At 74.3% G+C, this 17,953-nt stretch carries 13 protein-coding genes; 6 read left to right on the top strand and 7 right to left on the bottom strand.

Annotated elements, in window-relative coordinates:
- The first annotated feature begins 48 nt into the window (after window positions 1-48).
- The 6 genes from ABZ444_RS43995 (at window position 49) to ABZ444_RS43970 (ending at window position 7,163) form a co-directional block, all read left to right on the top strand.
- Window positions 49-1,407 carry a potassium transporter TrkG gene (locus tag ABZ444_RS43995; RefSeq protein ID WP_358010154.1) on the top strand — a complete coding sequence of 453 codons (1,359 nt, stop codon included), beginning with the start codon at window positions 49-51 and terminating at the stop codon, window positions 1,405-1,407.
- Window positions 1,400-2,062, top strand: coding sequence for a TrkA family potassium uptake protein (locus ABZ444_RS43990; protein WP_358010153.1), 663 nt, complete (start codon window positions 1,400-1,402; stop codon window positions 2,060-2,062). The genes ABZ444_RS43995 and ABZ444_RS43990 overlap by 8 nt, the downstream gene beginning before the upstream one ends.
- Window positions 2,063-2,176: 114 nt before the next feature.
- Window positions 2,177-3,304 (top strand): M20 family metallopeptidase, encoded by a 1,128-nt coding sequence (locus tag ABZ444_RS43985; protein ID WP_358010152.1) that lies wholly within the window; start codon window positions 2,177-2,179, stop codon window positions 3,302-3,304.
- Window positions 3,305-3,418: 114 nt separating this feature from the next.
- Complete coding sequence (locus ABZ444_RS43980) at window positions 3,419-4,306, top strand: GNAT family N-acetyltransferase (RefSeq protein WP_358010151.1); 888 nt, start codon at window positions 3,419-3,421, stop codon at window positions 4,304-4,306.
- Window positions 4,303-5,412, top strand: a complete 1,110-nt coding sequence (gene menC, locus ABZ444_RS43975) for an o-succinylbenzoate synthase (RefSeq protein WP_358010150.1) — start codon at window positions 4,303-4,305, stop codon at window positions 5,410-5,412. Before ABZ444_RS43980 ends, menC begins: the two co-directional genes overlap by 4 nt.
- Window positions 5,413-5,501: 89 nt before the next feature.
- On the top strand, window positions 5,502-7,163 hold the full coding sequence (locus ABZ444_RS43970; RefSeq protein WP_358010149.1) for a helix-turn-helix domain-containing protein: 1,662 nt from the start codon (window positions 5,502-5,504) through the stop codon (window positions 7,161-7,163).
- Here the strand turns inward: ABZ444_RS43970 and ABZ444_RS43965 are convergent.
- The 7 genes from ABZ444_RS43965 to ABZ444_RS43935 form a co-directional block, all read right to left on the bottom strand.
- Complete coding sequence (locus tag ABZ444_RS43965) at window positions 7,141-9,219, bottom strand: prolyl oligopeptidase family serine peptidase (RefSeq protein ID WP_358010148.1); 2,079 nt, start codon at window positions 9,217-9,219, stop codon at window positions 7,141-7,143. The two genes, ABZ444_RS43970 and ABZ444_RS43965, sit on opposite strands and share 23 nt — an antisense overlap.
- Window positions 9,216-10,448, bottom strand: a complete 1,233-nt coding sequence (locus ABZ444_RS43960) for an erythromycin esterase family protein (protein ID WP_358010147.1) — start codon at window positions 10,446-10,448, stop codon at window positions 9,216-9,218. The genes ABZ444_RS43965 and ABZ444_RS43960 overlap by 4 nt, the downstream gene beginning before the upstream one ends.
- The gene (locus ABZ444_RS43955) at window positions 10,445-12,307 is read right to left on the bottom strand and encodes an ABC transporter substrate-binding protein (protein WP_358010145.1); all 1,863 of its coding nucleotides are present in this window, start codon (window positions 12,305-12,307) and stop codon (window positions 10,445-10,447) included. The genes ABZ444_RS43960 and ABZ444_RS43955 overlap by 4 nt, the downstream gene beginning before the upstream one ends.
- Before the next feature lie 65 nt (window positions 12,308-12,372).
- Window positions 12,373-13,260 (bottom strand): ABC transporter permease, encoded by an 888-nt coding sequence (locus ABZ444_RS43950; RefSeq protein WP_358010143.1) that lies wholly within the window; start codon window positions 13,258-13,260, stop codon window positions 12,373-12,375.
- Window positions 13,257-14,207 carry an ABC transporter permease gene (locus tag ABZ444_RS43945; protein WP_358010142.1) on the bottom strand — a complete coding sequence of 317 codons (951 nt, stop codon included), beginning with the start codon at window positions 14,205-14,207 and terminating at the stop codon, window positions 13,257-13,259. Before ABZ444_RS43945 ends, ABZ444_RS43950 begins: the two co-directional genes overlap by 4 nt.
- On the bottom strand, window positions 14,204-16,264 hold the full coding sequence (locus ABZ444_RS43940; RefSeq protein ID WP_358010141.1) for an ABC transporter ATP-binding protein: 2,061 nt from the start codon (window positions 16,262-16,264) through the stop codon (window positions 14,204-14,206). Before ABZ444_RS43940 ends, ABZ444_RS43945 begins: the two co-directional genes overlap by 4 nt.
- Window positions 16,265-16,484: 220 nt before the next feature.
- Window positions 16,485-17,873, bottom strand: a complete 1,389-nt coding sequence (locus ABZ444_RS43935; protein ID WP_358010140.1) for a serine hydrolase domain-containing protein — start codon at window positions 17,871-17,873, stop codon at window positions 16,485-16,487.
- Between the last annotated feature and the right edge of the window lie 80 nt (window positions 17,874-17,953).

Genomic DNA, 17,953 nt, shown 5'->3' with positions numbered 1-17,953 from the left:
CGCCTCACATCATGTCCCCCGTCCGGCCGCGCACGGCGGGGGCGCGCCATGAGAAACCTGCGGCTGACGGGCGCCTTCCTGTCCCGGTTCCACCACCCGGCCCAGGTCATCGCGACCGGGTTCGCGGCCCTCATCCTGACCGGCACGGCCCTGCTGACCTCGCCCATGGCCACGGCCACGGGCGAGTCGGCCGGCTGGCTGACCGCGCTGTTCACCGCGACGTCCGCGGTCTGCGTGACCGGCCTGGTCGTGGTGGACACCGCCACCCACTGGTCGGTGGCCGGGGAAGTGGTGATCGCCATGCTGGTCCAGGTGGGCGGGCTGGGCATCATGACGATGGCCACGCTGTTCACCGTCCTGGTCGCGGGCCGGCTGGGGCTGCGCGCCCGCATGTTCGCCCAGGCCGAGACCAAGACGCTGAGCATGTCCGACGTCCGGCGCGTGGTGCGCAACGTGGTCATCTTCAGCCTCGTCTCCGAGCTGATCGTCGGCGCCGTGCTCACCGCGCGCTTCGCCACGGGCTACGGCGAGCCGCTGGGCCGGGCGATGTACCTGGGCTGGTTCCACGCGGTGTCGGCGTTCAACAACGCCGGGTTCGCGCTGTGGTCGGACAATCTGATGAGCTTCGTCACCGACGCGTGGATCTGCCTGCCGATCGCGATCGCGGTGATCGTGGGCGGGCTGGGCTTCCCGGTGGTGTTCGAGCTGGCCCGCGCCTGGCGCCGGCCCAGCCGGTGGTCGGTGCTCACCCGGGTCACCGTCGGGGTGACGCTCGTCCTGCTCGCGGTGGGGACGCTGGTCTTCCTGGTGACCGAGTGGCGCAACCCCGAAACGCTCGGCGGGCTCGACGACTCCGGCAAGTTGCTGGCCGCGTTCTTCACCGGGGTCATGCCGCGGTCGGGCGGGTTCAACAGCCTCGACATCGGCCAGCTCTACCCGAGCAGCCTGCTCGCCACCGACCTGCTGATGTTCATCGGCGGCGGCAGCGCCGGGACGGCGGGCGGCATCAAGGTCACCACGTTCGGGCTGCTGGCGTTCATCATCTGGGCCGAGCTGCGGGGCGAGCCCCGGGTGAACATCGGCCACCGGCGCCTGGCCGAGTCCGCGCAGCGCCAGGTCATCTCGATCACCATGATCGGCGTCGTGCTGGTCGCCGTCTCCACCTACCTGCTGCTCGCCATCACGCCCCACAGCCTGGACCAGGTGCTGTTCGAGGTGGTCTCGGCGTTCGGCACGAACGGGCTGTCCACCGGCATCACCGCCGACACCACGCCCGCCGGGCACCTGCTGCTGGCGGTGCTGATGTTCATCGGGCGCATCGGCCCGCTCACGCTGGGTTCCGCGCTCGCCCTGAAGGAGCGCACCCGTCGCTACGAACTACCCGAGGAACGTGTCATCGTTGGCTGACAAGAAGACAGATCCCGTCGTGGTCATCGGCCTGGGCCGGTTCGGCACCTCGCTCGCCCTGGAGCTCACCCGGCGCGGCACCGAGGTCCTGGCCATCGACAACCGGCCCAAGGTCGCCCAGAGCCTGGCCGGGCAGATCACCCACATCGCCACCGCCGACTCCACCGACCTGGAGACGCTGCGCCAGCTCGGCGTGCCCGACTTCTACCGGGCGGTCGTGGCCATCGGCGGCGACCTGGAGGCCAGCATCCTGACCACGTCGCTGCTGATCGAGCTGGAGATCGACGACATCTGGGCCAAGGCCGTCAGCCGCCAGCACGGCCGGATCCTGGGGCGCATCGGCGCCCATCACGTCGTCTTCCCCGAGCACGACATGGGCGAGCGGGTGGCCCACATGGTGACCGGCCGGATGCTGGACTTCATGCAGGTGGACGAGAACTTCGCGATGGCCAAGACCCGGCCGCCCAAGGAGTACATCGGGGTCGCGCTCGGCCGTTCCAACCTGCGCCGCAAGCACGGCGTCACCGTGGTGGCGGTCAAGAGCGTGGAGGAGGAGTTCACCTACGCCGGTTCCGACACCGAGCTGGCGTACGGCGACGTGATCATCGTCTCCGGCCGCACCGAGGACGTTGAACGCTTCGCCGACCTCACCTAGCCAGGCGGTCGTCGGCGGGGCCCAACGGGGCGGGCCGATGTTGGCCGGTCCGACAGGCCCGTCCGCGTCGTGGTTCACCATGATGGGCGGTCCGTCCGACCGGAGGCAGCCACCATGACACCACGCCGTACCACGTCCGACCGGGCCCGCGAGGCCGCGATGATCGCCGACGTCGAGCGGCTCGTACGCTGCGAGTCGCCGTCCGGCGACCTGGCCGCGGTCGCCCGCAGCGCCACGGCCGTCGCCGAGGTGGGCGCCGCCCGGCTGGGGGCCGAGGCCGAGCGCGTCGTCATCGACGGGTGCACCCACCTGCGGTGGCGGTTCGGCGGCGAGCCCCGGGTGCTGCTGCTCGGCCACCACGACACGGTGTGGCCGGTCGGCTCGCTGGAGCGGCACCCGTTCGAGGTGCGCGACGGGGTGCTGCGCGGGCCGGGCTGCTTCGACATGAAGGCCGGGCTGGTGATGGCGTTCCACGCGCTGGCGGCGCTGGACGACCTGGACGGCGTGACCGTCCTGGTCACCGGCGACGAGGAGCCCGGGTCCCCCACCTCGCGGGGGCTGGTCGAGGACGAGGCGCGCGGCTGCGCGGCGGCGCTGGTCCTGGAGGCCGCCGGTCCCGGCGGGGCGCTCAAGACCGAGCGCAAGGGCGTCTCCCGGTACGAGGTGCTGGTGCGGGGCCGGGCCGCGCACGCCGGGCTGGAGCCGGAACGCGGCGTGAACGCGACGGTCGAGGTGACCCACCAGATCGCGGCCGTGGCGGCGCTGGCCGATCCCGCGCTGGGCACGACCGTCACCCCGACCCGCCTGGAGGCGGGCACCACGGTCAACACGGTGCCCGCGCTGGCCCGCTTCGACGTGGACGTACGGGTCGGGGACGCCGGCGAGCAGGACCGGGTGGACGCGGCGATGCGCGGGCTGCGGCCGGTGCTGCCCGGCGCGGGCGTCACGGTCGGCGGCGGGCCGAACCGGCCGCCGCTCCCGGCGTCGGCGTCGAAGGAGCTGTTCGAGCGGGCGTGCCGGCTCGCCGGCGGCCTCGGGATCGGGCCACTGGCCTCGGTCGCCGTGGGCGGGGCGTCCGACGGCAACTTCACCGCCGGGGTCGGCACACCCACCCTGGACGGCCTGGGCGCGGTCGGCGGCGGCGCGCACGCCGACGACGAGCACGTGCTGGTCGCGGAGCTGCCTGGCCGCACCCGGCTGCTGACGGCCCTGGTCGCCGACCTGCTGGCCGCGCAGCGGTGACCGCCCCGCGGGAGGGCGAGCGGGGACGCGGTTGTCCGGGCGGACGAAAGGGGCGCCGCCGCCCGGTGCTCGCCGACCAGCTACGGGACGAAGGCGGCTGCGACCATGACCGGCGTGACTGATCTCATCCGTGACCGTCGCGACTCCCGGGCCGTCGAGGCCGCGTGCGCCGCGGCGCAGGCCGCCGCCGACGGCGCGGGCATCGACATCCGCCCCCTGGACAGCGTCGGCGAGCTGGAAGCCGTCCGCCGCCTGTACGAGCACATCTGGCGCACCGGTGAGAACAACCCCCCGGTGACGGCCGACATGCTGCGGGCGTTGTCGAAGGCGGGCAGCTACGTGAGCGGCGCCTTCGACGGCGACCGGATGGTGGGCGCCTGCTTCGGCTTCTTCTCCCCGCCGGCGCGCGCCGCCCTGCACAGTCACATCGCCGGCGTGCTGGCGGGCATGCAGGGCCGTAACGTCGGGTTCGCCATGAAGCTGCACCAGCGGGCCTGGGCGATGCTGCGCGGCGTCGGCGAGATCTGCTGGACCTACGACCCGCTGGTACGCCGCAACGCCTACTTCAACCTGGCCAAGCTGGGCGCAGATCCGGCCGAGTACCTGCCGGACTTCTACGGCCCCATGGACGACGACATCAACCGCGCCGACGCCACCGACCGCGTCCTGGTCCGCTGGCGGCTGGAGACGCCCGCCGTCGAGGCGGCCTGCGCGGGCCGCCCGGTCGAGGCGGACGCGGCGGCGGCACGGGCGGCGGGCGCGGCCGTGGCGCTGGAGGCGTCGGCGGCGGGCGGGCCACTGGTCCGGTACGCCGGGGCGCCCACCGTCCTGGTCGGCGTGCCCGGCGACGTCGAGGCGATGCGCGAGAGCGACCCGGCCCGCGCCGCCGACTGGCGCAGGGCGCTGCGGGACGTGCTGGGCGAGCTGCTCGAAGGCGGCGGCCGGGTGCGCGGCTTCGACCGGACAGGCTGGTACATCGTGGACAGACAGGAGACGGAATGAAGATCACCGGTGTGGAGGTCCGCACGGTCGAGATGCCGCTCGTGACGCCGTTCCGCACGTCGTTCGGCACCGAGACGGTGCGCCGGGCGGTGCTGGTGCGGGTCGTCACCGGCGAGGCCGAGGGCTGGGGCGAGTGCGGCGCGGGCACGGCGCCCCTGTACTCCTCGGAGTACACCGACGCCGCGGCCGACGTGCTGACCCGCTTCCTGGTCCCGGCGCTGGCCGGCGTGGCGGAACTGGACGCGCACAAGGTCGCCCCGGCGCTGGCGGCGTTCAAGGGGCACCGGATGGCCAAGGCCGCCCTGGAGACGGCCGTCCTGGACGCGGACCTGCGCGCCCGCGGCGTCCCGCTGGCCCACGCGCTCGGGGCGGTGCGCGACAGCGTGCCGTGCGGGGTGTCGGTGGGCATCACCGGGTCGATCCCCGCGCTGCTCGACGCCGTCGCCGAGTACCTGGACGCGGGTTACCTGCGGATCAAGCTGAAGATCGAGCCGGGCTGGGACGTCGAGCCGGTCCGGGCCGTGCGCGAGCGGTTCGGCGACATCCCGCTCCAGGTGGACGCCAACACCGCGTACGGGCGCGGCGACGCCCGGCACCTGGCCGAGCTGGACCCGTTCGGCCTGCTGCTGATCGAGCAGCCGTTCGCGCAGGACGACCTGCTCGGGCACGCCCGGCTGGCCGAGCGCCTCACGACGCCGATCTGCCTGGACGAGTCGATCGTCTCGGCCCGCGCCGCCGCCGACGCGATCGCGCTCGGGGCCTGCCAGGTGGTGAACATCAAGCCGGGCCGGGTGGGCGGCCACCTGGAGGCCAGGCGCATCCACGACGTGTGCGCCGCGCACGACGTCCCGGTGTGGTGCGGCGGCATGCTGGAGACCGGCGTGGGCCGGGCCGCCAACGTGGCGCTCGCCGCGCTGCCCGGGTTCCTGCTGCCCGGCGACACCTCGGCCTCCGACCGCTACTACCGGACCGACCTGACGCCGCCGTTCCGCCTGGTGGACGGCCACCTCGCCGTGCCGACCGGCCCGGGGATCGGCGTCGCCCCGATCCCGGAGGTGCTGGAGGAGGTCACCGTCGCCACGACGTGGGTGCCGATGCCGTCCTGAGCGATTGGTCGGTTCCGACAGATCAGCCGGTGGCATTTCGTCGTCCCGGACGAACGACACGCCACCGGGGCGGCGCTAGCTTCGGAAGCGTGCTTGTCCCCGTGACCGGCCTCCCGCGTGCCAGCCTGGGCCGCGTCCTGGAGGAACTCGGTACCACCCTGCTCCAGGTCGTCTGCGGCGACGCCGGGCTCGCCCAGGACATCGGCGGCGTCGTCATCCACGACCCGCTCGACGAGCCCGAGCTGCCCGCCGACGCGCTGGTCCTCGGCGTCGGCCTGCACGACCCGGCCGAGATCGCGCAGGTCGTGACCCGGCTCGGGCGGCACGGCGCCGCCGCGCTGGTCGTCCGCGCGCCCGTCGTCGCCGACGATCGACTGGTCGCGGCGGCGGGCCGGGCGGGCGTGGCGGTGCTGGCCTTCGCCCGCGGCGCGTCCTGGACGCACCTGGCCGGCATGCTGCGCGAGCTGACCTCCGACGGCGGCCGGCTCGGCCCCGGCGCCCACGCCTCGGGCCGGTTCGGGTCCGGCGACCTGTTCGCCGTGGCCAACGCCATCGCCGCGCTGCTCGACGCGCCCGTCACCATCGAGGACCGCCACTCGCGGCTGCTGGCCTTCTCCAGCCGCCAGGAGGACACCGACACCTCCCGCGTGCGGACGATCCTGGGCCGCCAGGTCCCTGAGCAGTACACCCGCATCCTGGAGGAACGCGGCGTCTTCCAGGCGATCTACCGCAGCGACCGGCCCGTCTTCGTGGCGCCCCTGCCCGACCCCGAGGGCAGGCAGCCGCCCGCGCTGCCCCGGGTGGCGATCGCGGTGCGCGCCGGCGACGAGATCCTAGGCACGATCTGGGTCGTCGTCCCCGAGCCGCTGGGCGAGGAGCGCGGCCAGGCGCTCTACGAGGCGTCCAAGCTGGTCGCGATGCACATGGTGTGGCAGCGCGCCGACGCCGACATGGAACGTCGGCTGCGGGCCGAGCTGCTGGGCACCGCGCTGGAGAGCGGGCCCGGCTCCCTGGAGGCCGCCCGCCGCCTGGGGCTGAAGGACGAGCCCGCGGTCGTTCTGGCGCTCACCGTCGTCGGCCCGGCGGGCGAGAGCCCGCTGCCCGCCCAGCTCGCCGCCGAGCGCAAGCGGCTCGCCGACGCCTTCGCCATGCACCTGTCCGCCGTGCACCCGCGGGCCGCCGCGGCGCTGGTCGGCGACGTCGCCTACGGCATCCTGCCGCTGCCGCAGAACCGGCAGGACGCCGACGAGCGCGCGGTCCTGGTGGCCACCGAGTTCCTGGCCCGCGTCGGCTCCCGCCTGCGCCCGCTGGTCGGGGTGGGCCGGCCGGCCGGGGACAACTCGGCCCTGGCCCGCTCCCGTTCGGGCGCCGACCGGGCGCTGCGCGTGCTGCGCTCGGGCGCCGCCGGACGGCAGGTGGCCCGCCTGGACGACGTGCACGTGGACGCGCTGCTGCTGGAGCTGGCCGACCTCGTGCCCCGCGGCGACGTCCCCAGCGGGCCGATCGCCCGGATCGTCGCCTACGACAGGGAGCACCAGACGAGCCTGGTCGAGACGCTGGACGCCTGGCTCGACGCCTTCGGCGACGTCTCGGTGGCCGCCGCCGCGATGTTCGTGCATCCCAACACGTTCCGCTACCGGCTGCGGCGCGCGGCCGAGGTGGGCCGGATCGACCTCGGCTCCCCGGACGCGCGCCTGTCGGCCATGCTGCAGCTGCGCCTGATGTCGATCAGGTCCGCGCCGGACGACTGACCGCGCCGCGCAGGCCGAGCGTGCCGATGAGGAACGCCAGCCATTCGGCGTCCTGGGCGACCGCCACGTCATGGGAGGTGGCCGCGCCGTGCCCGGCGTCGTCGAAGACGTGCAGCAGGACGGGCTCGTCCCCCCGCTGGGCCGCCTGGAGGCGGGCGGCGAACTTGCGCGCGTGCCAGGGACGGCAGCGCGGGTCGGCCGCCCCCGCCTGGAGGTAGACGGCGGGGAAGACGCCGGGGCGCACCAGCTCGTACGGCGACATCCGGAGCAGCCGCCGGACCTCCTCGGGGTCGTCCGGGTCCGCCCACGCCTTGCGGATGACGAAGTCGAGGTACGGGTCGCGGGTGCCGCCGATCAGGTCCAGCAGCGGCGCCCGCGGCAGGACGGCCCGCCACAGCTCGGGCCGGCTGGTGACGGCGACCCCGCACATGAGCCCGCCGTCGGAGCCGCCGGTCAGCGCGAGCCGGTCGGCGGCCGTCACGCCCTCGGCGATCAGGTGCTCGGCGACGGCCACCAGGTCGGAGTCGCGGACGTGCCGCCGCTCCCGGTGCGCGGCCCGGTACCAGTCCCCGCCGAACTCGCCGCCCCCGCGCAGGTACGCCTGCACCAGCACGCCCCCGGCGGCGACGAAGGCGGCCAGGTCCGGCTGGTACCGGGGAAGCAGGGGCACGTTGGCCGCCCCGTACGCCGAGACGAGCACCGGCGCGGGCCGCGCCGGGTCGAGACCGGCCGGGCGCACCACGTGGTACGGCACCGCGACCCCGTCGGCCGCCACCGCCTGCCCCTCCGCCACCTCGGCGTCGAGCGTGACCGCCGGGGCCGACAGGGTGTGCGGCGCGCTCTGGCCGGGCCGGTGCCGGTAGACGCCCCAGGAGCTGGTCAGCGTGGAGAAGGCGAAGACGAAGTCGGCCGCGGGCATGCCGGTGGCCAGGGCGGTCAGGGCGAAGAAGGGGGCGGCGAGCGCGCCCCGGCCGGGCAGCGGCACCTCACCGGCGACGGCGCCCGCGCGGTCGAGGATCCGGACCCGGGCGAACGTCCGGTCGAACTCGCTGAGGTACAGGTGCTCGCCGACCGGCGTGAGCGAACGCAGCACGGTGTCGCCCTCGGGGACCAGCTCGGCCCATCCCGACGGGTCGTCCGGGTCGGCGGCGTCGAGCGGGATGGCGACCACCCGGCCGCGCGGGGCGCCGACGTCGGTCACCGCCACGTAGCGGTCGCCCACGACGTGGCCGGCGACCGTGCCGGCGCAGCGGGTGACGAAGGGCCGCCACGCGGACCCGGGCACGGACAGGTCGCGGACGGCGCACGGGATCGGGCTGCCCACCCGGTGCGCGGCCACGGCCCAGCGGCCGTCCGGGGAGAACTGGACGAGCGTGTACTCCCGCGAGCCCGCCGGGACCGGGATCGGCTCCACGACGGTCTCCCCCGGCGTCCCGAGGCGGTGGGTGAACACCGCCTGCCGGAACTCCTCCGGCGGGCCGGTGAGCGCGAGGAAGGAGAAGCCGCCGCTGTCGGGCGTCCAGGAGACGCCGCCGGCCCACGCGCTGTGCAGGACCTGGCCGGGCGCGTCGAGCGCGCGGCCGGTGTCCACCTCGACGAGCCGGATGGTGTTGTGCTCGCTGCCGTCGGTGCACACGCCGAGGGCCAGGACGCGGCCGTCCGGGGAGGGCGCCAGCCAGGACAGCACCGCCGGCCCCGCCGCGCCGCCGAACTCGGCCAGGTCGGCCACCGTCCTGCCGGGGCCGTAGGGTTCGTCGGCGACGACCACGGCGGAGGCCGTCGCGCCGGGCGGGGTGACCGGGCGGAACCAGCGGCCGGCCGCGTAGCTGGGCAGGGCCGGGCGGGATCCGGTGTCGAAGGCCAGGATCAGGTTGCGGACGGCCGCCGGGTCCTGTCCGTCGTAGGCGACGGCGGCGGCCAGCTCGGCCTGCCGCCGCTGCCACCGCCGCACCTCGGGCGTCTCCTCCTCCAGCCACCGGTACGGATCGGGCACGCGGACGCCCGCGACGTCCTGGACGACCTCGACGGTGCGCGCGGGCGGATAGGGAAGGGTCACGACGACTCCGGCGGTTCGGGATGGGCGGGATGGGCGGGCCGGGCGGCGGCGAACTCGGCCTGGAGCCGTTCGAACGCGCCGGGGACCCGGCTGACCCGGCGGACGTGGATCAGGGCGTCGTAGGCGGCCGGGAAGTCGTCCACCGGGTCGAGGCCGCCGCCGGCGAGCGTGCCGTCGATCCCGTCGAACAGCTCGGCCGGCGCGCGGCGCAGGTCGACGACGGCCACGGGCGGGCCGAGGCGGTCGAGCGGCGCCTCCACGCAGTTCGGCGGCAGTGTGCGCGCCTCCAGCGACACGTCGCAGTCGAACGGGCGCGGGGAGCGCTGCGTGAAGCGGACCTCCGGGCCGGAGCCGTAGGTCGTGCCGACGACGACCAGGCCGTCTCCCAGGGACGCGGCGAGCAGGCCGCCCAGCGTCGGCCGGCCGTGGAAGGGCGAGCGCCGGACGTGGGAGTTGTGGGCGCTGACGACGATCCGCTGCTCCCGCTGGAGCACCCATTCCACGGTCTCGGCCATGAACCGTTCCCGAGGGTAGGGCACTCCCGCCGGGACGGCCTCCCCCGCCTCGGCCTCGTCGGCGAACGCCTGGAGGGAGGCCGCGCACCGGCGCAGCACCGGGTCCTGCGATCGGAGCGCGCGCCCGGCCAGCTCGCGCAGCCCCGCGATCAGGCGGGCGCGGCCGGCCGCGGGCATGGCCGCGTACCGGACCGCCGCCTCGGTACGGCCGCCCAGGTCGCTCAGGATCAGCAGCTCCTCGTCGCCCGGCCCGGCCGGCATGCGGTCCAGGCACGCGCGCACCGCCGGGCCGGGCGAGGTGGACGAGCCGGGCAGGTCCATGCCGTAGAAGGAGACCTTCGCCGGGCTCGCCGAGTTGCGGCGGCGCATCCAGCGCAGCTGCCGCCGCATCGGCTCGCACTCGCCGAACCGGTAGGTGATGCCGTCGCGGGCGACCACCGCGGCCTCCCCCGGCCCGCCGTGGACCCAGGCGTCCACGGCCAGCCCCTCGGCGAAGCCGGACTCCATCACGAACGCCGAGAACCCCAGCTCGCGGACGAGGACGCGGAACAGCCGGTCCTTGAGCCGGTAGAACTCGGTGACGTTGTGCGCCCCCTCGCCGACGGCCACCACGCGGGCGTCGCCGACCAGCTCGCGCAGCGTGCGGGCGTCCGCGACGGCGGCGGCGGCCGGGTCGAGGTGGCGCAGCGGCCGGGCGAAGGCGTCCCGCGTCATGCGTGGAAGTACCAGAGCTCGGGCGTGTACAGGTAGCTGAGCAGGGCCCGGAACGACGACTGCGGGCCGGACAGCGTGTCCTTCCACACGACCAGGGTGTGCGGGGTCGGGAAGAACAGCACGGGCAGTTCCTGGGCGAGCTTGGTCACCTCGGCCGACAGGGCCCCGGCGTCGGCGCCGAAGGTCGAGGCGTCGATGAGCCGGTCCACCTCGTCGTCGCGGTAGCCGCCCAGGTTGAAGCTGCCCTTGGCGTTGAACACCGTGTTGCTGCTGGGGTAACCGGCCGCCAGGTAGAGCGGCCCGTAGTCCTGCATCGCCCACTCGTTCTTGTTCGCGGGCGCGAAGGTGTTGCCGTAGTTGGCGTACATGTAGGTGAGGGACTTGGTGACGATCTTGACCTCGACGCCGAGCTTCTTGGCCGCCGAGGCGAAGGCGACGTCCCGGGCGCCGACGTAGGCGGGGGTGTTCGCGGAGGCCAGGGTGAAGCTGATCTTCTGGCCGCGCGGGATGCCGGCGCCGCACTCGCCCGGCCCGGTGCCGGGCCGCACGCAGGTGGTGGAGCCGTTCGGGACCACCTGCCAGCCGTTGTCGGTGAGCAGCTTGGCCGCCGCCGCCGGGTCGTGCGGGTACGACGGCGCGTCGCCGAACGCCGACGGGTACGGCGAGCCGCTGCCCGCGGTGCTGTAGTTGGGCGAGCCGGCGCCGTTGTAGATGCCCCGGCCGGCGATGTAGCCCGGCTGGTCGATCAGGCGCTGGAGGGCCTGCCGGACGTACGGCTGCGCGATGATCTTGTCGAAGCCGTTCACGGTGTTGCCGAAGTTGATGGTCAGCGAGTCGAAGCGGGCGGGCGCGGGCGCGCCGTAGACGTTGAACCCCTTGGCCTTCAGGGCGCCGATCTGCGTGATGAAGCTGGAGTCCAGCGTGCCGACGGTCAGGTTCCCCGCCTTGAACTGGTTGAGCACCGCGGCGGCCGAGGTGAACGCCTTGAAGTCGACCTGGTCGAGCCGCGAGTCGCCGGGCCCGCTGTAGGACTCGTTGCGCGCCAGCGAGAACGAGCCGGTCGTCGGGTCGAAGCTCTTGAGCCGGTACGGGCCGTTGACCACCTGCCACAGCGGGTTCGTGGCGAACGTGGACTGCGACTCCGACTCCTTGGTGAGGTACTTGTAGATCGCCGCGGCGTTCTTCGGCTTGGTGTAGTCGAGGTGCGGGCCGCCCGCGCGGTCGATGTCCCACGCCTTGGACGGCATCACGTACAGCAGCGTCAGCATCGACATCAGGTACGACGGGTTGTACGCGGTCTCCAGTTCGAGGGTCAGCGTGTCGGGCGCGGCGGCCTTGGCGGTGACCCCGTCGGGGAACTGGCCCGGGGTGTAGAAGCTCCAGTTGGCCGGGCTCTCCGCGAGCGCCGCCTTGAGCAGGGTCAGGGAGAAGACGACGTCACCGGCGGTGACCGGGTTGCCGTCGGACCACTTGTAGTCCTTCATCTTGATGGTGACGGTCTTGCGGTCGGGGCTGTAGGCGGGCGGCTCGGCCAGGCTCAGCTCGGCGTCGGCCACCTGGTCGCCCTCGCCGCTGGGCCGGTAGAGGGAGCGCCACATCAGGCCGCGGGCGATGACGGTCCCGTTGGCGGCGGCCGGCGGGTAGGGGTAGATGTAGTTCGGGCTGAGGCCGGGGGTCAGCGCGACGGTGACCGTGCCGCCGTCCTTGGGCTTGCCCGACTGCGCAGGCTGGCCAGCGTACCCCGCGGCGGGGTCCTTCGCGGCGCCCCCGCCGCCGGTGCACGCTGTGGCGAGCACCGCCACCGCGGCGGCGAGCGCCACCGCCAGGCGTGCTCGCTGCTTTCCGGACACGTGCGTCATTGCAGGCTCCCTACATGTGGGGGTGGAGATGCGCGAAGGGGACGGATTCCATCGGTGGGCGTTCGTCAGTCGGCCTGTCGTCCGACGGCGTCGCGCAGGGCGTCGGCGAGCAGGTTGAGCGCCAGCACCGTCAGGACGATGCAGCCCCCGACCGGGTAGATCAGCCACCAGTAGTCGGCCGAGATGTAGGCGACGCCGCCGGCGAGCTGGCTGCCCCAGTCCTCGGTCGGGTACGTCAGCCCGAACCCGAGGAAGCCCAGCGCCGCCACGACCAGGATCGCGTCGGCGACCTGGAACGTGATGTTGACGATGATCACGCCGAGCGCGTTCGGGATCAGGTGGGTCAGGATGAGCCGCCGGCGCGAGGCGCCCATCACCCGCGCGGCCAGCACGAACTCCCGCACCCGCAGCGTCAGCACCTCGCCGCGGACCAGCCGGGCGGAGACCAGCCAGGAGAACCCGCCGATGACCAGGCTCAGCGACAGCGCGTCGGCGTGGAAGCGGGCCGACAGGATCAGGACGAAGAACAGGAACGGCACCGAGAGCATGACGTCGACCAGCCGCATGAGGAACCCGTCCACCGCGCCTCCGGCCAGGCCGGCGACCGCGCCGTACAGGGTGCCGATCGCGGTGGCGAACAGGGCGGCGAGCAGGCCGATCTGCAGCGACAGGCGGCCGCCGGCCATCAGCCGGCCGAGCACGTCGAAGCCGTTGGCGTCCGTGCCGAGCGGGTGGCCCGGGCCGGGTGGCAGGGCCGCGTTGACCAGGTCCACGTCGATCTGGTTGGTGCGGTAGAGCAGCGGCCCGAGGAAGCAGAACCCGGCGATCAGCAGCAGGAGCAGGCCGCCGGCCAGGCCGAGCGGGCTGCGCCGGAGCCCGCGCAGCACCGAGCGCCGGCTCCGCGCCGGGACGGTCTCGGCCTCCGGCCGGGCCTCCACGTTCTGTGTGGTCATTTCGTCAGCTCGATTCGGCGGTCGGCGGCGGCGACCAGGAGGTCGGCGACGAAGTTGCCGGCCACGGTCAGGACGCCGCCGACGAGGGTGTAGGCGAGCAGCACCGGATAGTCCTCGCGTTGCAGGCTGTTGAGGAACAGCAGGCCGAGGCCGGGATAGTTGAACAGCGACTCGACGATCAGGTTGCCCGCCAGGAGCGTGGGGATGAGCGTGCCGACCAGGGTGACCAGCGGCAGGCAGGCGTTGCGCAGCAGGTGGCGCAGCAGGATCAGCCGCTCGGGCAGCCCCTTGGCCCGCGCCACCCGGACGTAGTCCTGGCCGAGCTGGTCCAGGGCCGAGGAGCGCTGGTACTGCGCGAAGATCGCGACGCTCGCCGCGGCGAGCGTGATGACCGGCAGCGCCATGGCCCGCGGATCGGTGAGCACCACCCAGGGCGAGTGCGACTGGGACGCCTCGGCCGGGAAGATCGGCAGCGCCTGGCTGAAGACGGCGATGAGGATCAGCCCGAGCAGGAACGACGGCGTCGCGTAGAGCACGTACGAGACCGCCGTGAGGAGCCGGTCGGCGACGCTGTTGCGCCTGACCGCCTGCAGCACGCCGAGCGGCACGGCGATCACCAGCGCCAGCACCAGGCCGGCGGCCGAGAGCATCGCGCTGCGGCCGGCGTTCTGCCCGAGCAGGGTGGCCACGTTCTCGTTCAGCTTGTACGACCTGCCCAGGTCTCCCCGGGCGAGCCGGCCCAGGTAGCCGACGTACTGGGCGAGGACCGGGCGGTCGTACCCGTGCTGCCGGTTGAAGTCGGCGACCGCCTCGGGCGAGGCGCGTTGCCCCAGGACCACCCGCCCCGGGCTGTCCGAGACGAGGTGCAGCAGCAGGAAGACCACCGCGGAGATGCCGAGCAGGACGACGACCGAGATCGCCAGGCGCCGGACGACGTACCAGGTCATGACCGGGAGGCTCCCTTCAGGGGGGTGGCCGCGGGTTCGAGCGGCTGGAGCGGGTGGTGGCAGGCGACCTGGTGGCTGCCGGTGACCGGCCGCGGGAGGGGTTCGGCCTGCGCGCACAGGTCGTCGGCCAGGGCGCAGCGGGTGCGGAAGCGGCAGCCGCTGGGCGGGTCGATCGGGCTCGGCAGCTCGCCGCGTACCCGCTCGCCGCGCGGCTGCCGGGCCTGCGGGTCCGCGTCGGGGACGGCGGCCAGCAGGCCGGCGGTGTAGGGGTGGGCGGGGGCGCCGTACACCTCGTCGGTGGTACCGGTCTCGACCAGTTTGCCCAGGTACATGACGCCGACCCGGTCGGCCAGGTACCGCACGACGGCGAGGTCGTGCGAGATCACCACGCTGCTGAGACCGCGTTCGAGCTGGACGGCGCGCATGAGGTTGAGCACCTGGGAGCGGATGGAGACGTCCAGGGCGCTGACCGGCTCGTCGGCGACCAGCACCGCCGGGTCCAGGGCCAGGGCGCGGGCCAGGTTCACCCGCTGCCGCTGCCCGCCGGACAGCTCGTGGGGGTAGCGCTCCATGACGCCCGCGGGAAGGCCGACGTCCCGCAGCAGCTCGCGGGCGCGGGCCGTGCGGTGGGCGCGGTCGCCCGCGCCCTGGATCGCCAGGGGTTCGCGCAGGATCGTGCCGATGCGCATGCGGGGGTCGAGGGCGGCGCCGGAGTCCTGGAACATCATCTGCAACCGGCTCCGGCGCGGGCCGAGCGCCCGCGCGCCCATCCGGCTGATCGGCTCGCCGTCGAAGACCACCTCGCCGGAGGTGGGCCGGTCGAGGGCGACGAGCATCCTGCCCAGGGTGGACTTCCCGCACCCCGACTCGCCGACCAGCCCGAACGTCTCCCCCGCCGCCACCTCGAAGCTCACGCCGGAGACCGCCTTGAGTGTGCGGCGCGCGCCGAACAGGCCCCTGCCGCCGACCGGGTACTCGCGCCTGAGGTCGACGACACGCAGCCGCGGCGCGCGCTCAGGGGACGCCGGAGGCTCCACCGGGCGGGTGCGGAAGCGGGTCTGGACCCGGTCGGCCGGTCCGGCGGCCGGGTGGTGGCAGGCGTGGACGTGCCCGCCGTCCTCCGCCGCGGGGGCCGGGCGCTCCTCGCGGCACCGGTCGGTGGCGGCCTCGCAGCGCGGCGCGAACGGGCAGCCGGGGCCGGCCGCGGTCAGGTCGGGCGGCGCGCCGGGGATGCTGAACAGCCGCTCGTCCCTGTCGTGGGTGAGCGAGGGGATCGAGGCCAGCAGCGCGTGCGTGTAGCGGTGCCGGGTCCGGGCGAAGAGCACGGGGGTGGGGGCGGTCTCGGCCAGGCGGCCGGCGTACATGACGCCGACGCGGTCGGCGTGCCGGGCGATGACCCCCATGTCGTGGGTGATGAGGATCATCGACATGCCGAGCCGGGAGCGCAGGCCGTCCAGGAGGTCCAGGATCTCGGCCTGGATGGTGACGTCGAGCGCCGTGGTGGGCTCGTCGGCGATGACCACCCGCGGCTCGCAGGCCAGCGCCATCGCGATCATCACGCGCTGCCGCATGCCGCCGGAGAGCTGGTGGGGGTAGTCGTCCATGCGCTCGGCCGGGCGGGGCAGGCCGACCAGGGCGAGCACCTCGGCGGCACGCTCGCGGGCGGCCCGTCTGGAGGCGCCATTGTGCAGCCGGACCGGCTCGGCGACCTGCTCGCCGATGCGCCGGGTCGGGTTGAGCGCCGTCAGCGAGTCCTGGAACACCATCGCGATCTCGTTGCCGCGCAGGGCCCGGTAGCGCGCGGCGGGCAGGCCGACCAGCTCCTCGCCGCCGAAGTCGATCGAGCCGCCGGTCACCCGGCCGCCGGCCGGCAGCATGCCCATGATCGCGAGACCGGTCATGGACTTGCCGGACCCGGTCTCGCCGACGATCCCCAGGGTCTCGCCGCGGTTCAGCACCAGACTGACGTCCGAGACCGGGCGGACGACCCTGTCGCCGCGCCGGATCTCGACCGACAGATCCCGGATCGCCAGCACGCGATCGCTCTCCAAATCCATCCGACGATAGTGGGACCCGCGTCCCCGGCGGTGTTCGTCGCGGACATCGAACGTTGGGGCCGGGGTTCGTCCGGGCGTACCAACTGATCAGCGCGCTGAGGCGACAGGGGGCGGGCATGGGGACGGCCCGCCCGGCGCTCGGCGCGGGCGGGCCGTCCCCGGTGCGGGTCGTCCCCGGTGCGGGTCGTCCTCGGTGCGGGTCGTCCCCGGTGCGGGTGGGTCAGCCGGACGTTCGGCGGTCGGCGCGGCCGTCGTGCAGGTAGAGGGCGCGGCCGGTCCCGTCGTCGCCGAGGAAGGCGATCGGGGCGTGCGCGCCGCGCTCGGGTTCGAGGGGGATCAGCACGTCGTCGCGCCAGGCGGCCAGCTCGGTGCGGTACGGCACCTCGTCCAGGTCGGCGGTGATCCCCACGGGCGTCCGGCTCAGCCACAGCCGCCCGGCCCCGTCCAGGGTCACCTCCGTCTCGCACGTGCTCGACGTGTACGTGCCGGCGTACCGGGCGGCGTTCGCGGGCGGGACGGGGGCCGGGCCGGGCGCCGGGGGCGCGGGCAGCTCGACCCCGCCCAGCTCGCCCAGCACGCGGCCGGCGATCTCGGCGAACACGGGCCGCGTCCGGCCGCCGTTGGCGACGACGACCACGGCCACGTCGCGCTCCGGCGCCACCCGCAGGCAGGCCGACTGGCCGACGGTGCTGCCGTCGTGGCCGAAGACCGTGCCGCCGGGCCGGTCGAAGAGCTCCCATCCCAGGCCCCAGGCCGTGCCCTGGGCGAAGTCGGGCAGCCCGACCTGCGGCCGCCGCATCTCCGCGACGCTCTCCGCGCTCAGCACGCGGGCGCCGTCCGGGGCGATGCCGCCGGCGAGGTGCATGCGGGCGAAGGCCAGCAGGTCACGCGGCCGCATCGCCAGCATCGACCCGGCGGGCGCGTTCGAGCGGGCCAGCGCCCACACCGGGGTCGGCTCGTACGGGCCGTCCGGCGTGCGCTGGACGTGGCCGACCGCCGTGCGGTGCACGATCGCCTCGTACGGGTCGCAGGCGGCGTGGGTCATGCCGAGCGGCGTGAACAGGTGGTCGCGCAGGCACGCGTCGAACGGTTCGCCCCGCACGACCTCGATGATCCGGCCCAGCACGCAGTAGCCGGCGTTGTTGTAGGAGAACATCTCGCCGGGCTCGAACAGCTGCGGCACCTCGTGCAGGACGTCCAGGAACCGTTCGACGCAGTCGTCGCCCTTGCCGGTGTCGGTGAAGACGTCCCCCTCGAAGCCCGCGACGTGGCACATGAGCTGCCGCGTGGTGATCCGCCGGGCGGCCCGTTCGTCGCCGATCCGGAACGCCGGGAGGTAGGCGCGCACGGGCGCGTCCAGGTCGAGCCGCCCCTCGTCGGCCAGTTGCATGGCCAGCGTCGCGGTCAGCACCTTGGTGATCGAGCCGATCTGGAACAGGGAGCCGGGGGTCGCCTCGACACCCGTCGCCGTGCTCAGCGTCCCGGCCGCGACCTCGACCGTCCGCCCGCCCGCGTGGACCGCCACGGCGGCCCCGGGCACCTGGTTCTCGGCGAGCAGTCCCGCCAGCCGGTGGCGCAGCCACGCATCGATCTCCTCCAGCTCCGGCACCGGTGTCCCCCCTGGTCGACTCCGCCCGACCCTAGAGCCGACGGGAACCGCCCGGTTCGTCCACTGCCACTATGCCTGCC

It is taken from the genome of Nonomuraea sp. NPDC005730 (assembly GCF_040630865.1).
Lineage (GTDB): Bacteria > Actinomycetota > Actinomycetes > Streptosporangiales > Streptosporangiaceae > Nonomuraea.
The sequence above is the reverse complement of the archived record's forward strand: the minus strand, read 5'-3'. Positions and strand labels throughout refer to the sequence as shown.

Coding starts and splice junctions, on each gene's coding strand:
- ABZ444_RS43940 (WP_358010141.1), bottom strand. CDS start 16,264: ATGGATTTGGAGAGCGATCGCGTGCTGGCGATCCGGGATCTGTCGGTC.
- ABZ444_RS43960 (WP_358010147.1), bottom strand. CDS start 10,448: ATGACGCGGGACGCCTTCGCCCGGCCGCTGCGCCACCTCGACCCGGCC.
- ABZ444_RS43945 (WP_358010142.1), bottom strand. CDS start 14,207: ATGACCTGGTACGTCGTCCGGCGCCTGGCGATCTCGGTCGTCGTCCTG.
- menC (WP_358010150.1), top strand. CDS start 4,303: ATGAAGATCACCGGTGTGGAGGTCCGCACGGTCGAGATGCCGCTCGTG.
- ABZ444_RS43950 (WP_358010143.1), bottom strand. CDS start 13,260: ATGACCACACAGAACGTGGAGGCCCGGCCGGAGGCCGAGACCGTCCCG.
- ABZ444_RS43995 (WP_358010154.1), top strand. CDS start 49: ATGAGAAACCTGCGGCTGACGGGCGCCTTCCTGTCCCGGTTCCACCAC.
- ABZ444_RS43955 (WP_358010145.1), bottom strand. CDS start 12,307: ATGACGCACGTGTCCGGAAAGCAGCGAGCACGCCTGGCGGTGGCGCTC.
- ABZ444_RS43985 (WP_358010152.1), top strand. CDS start 2,177: ATGACACCACGCCGTACCACGTCCGACCGGGCCCGCGAGGCCGCGATG.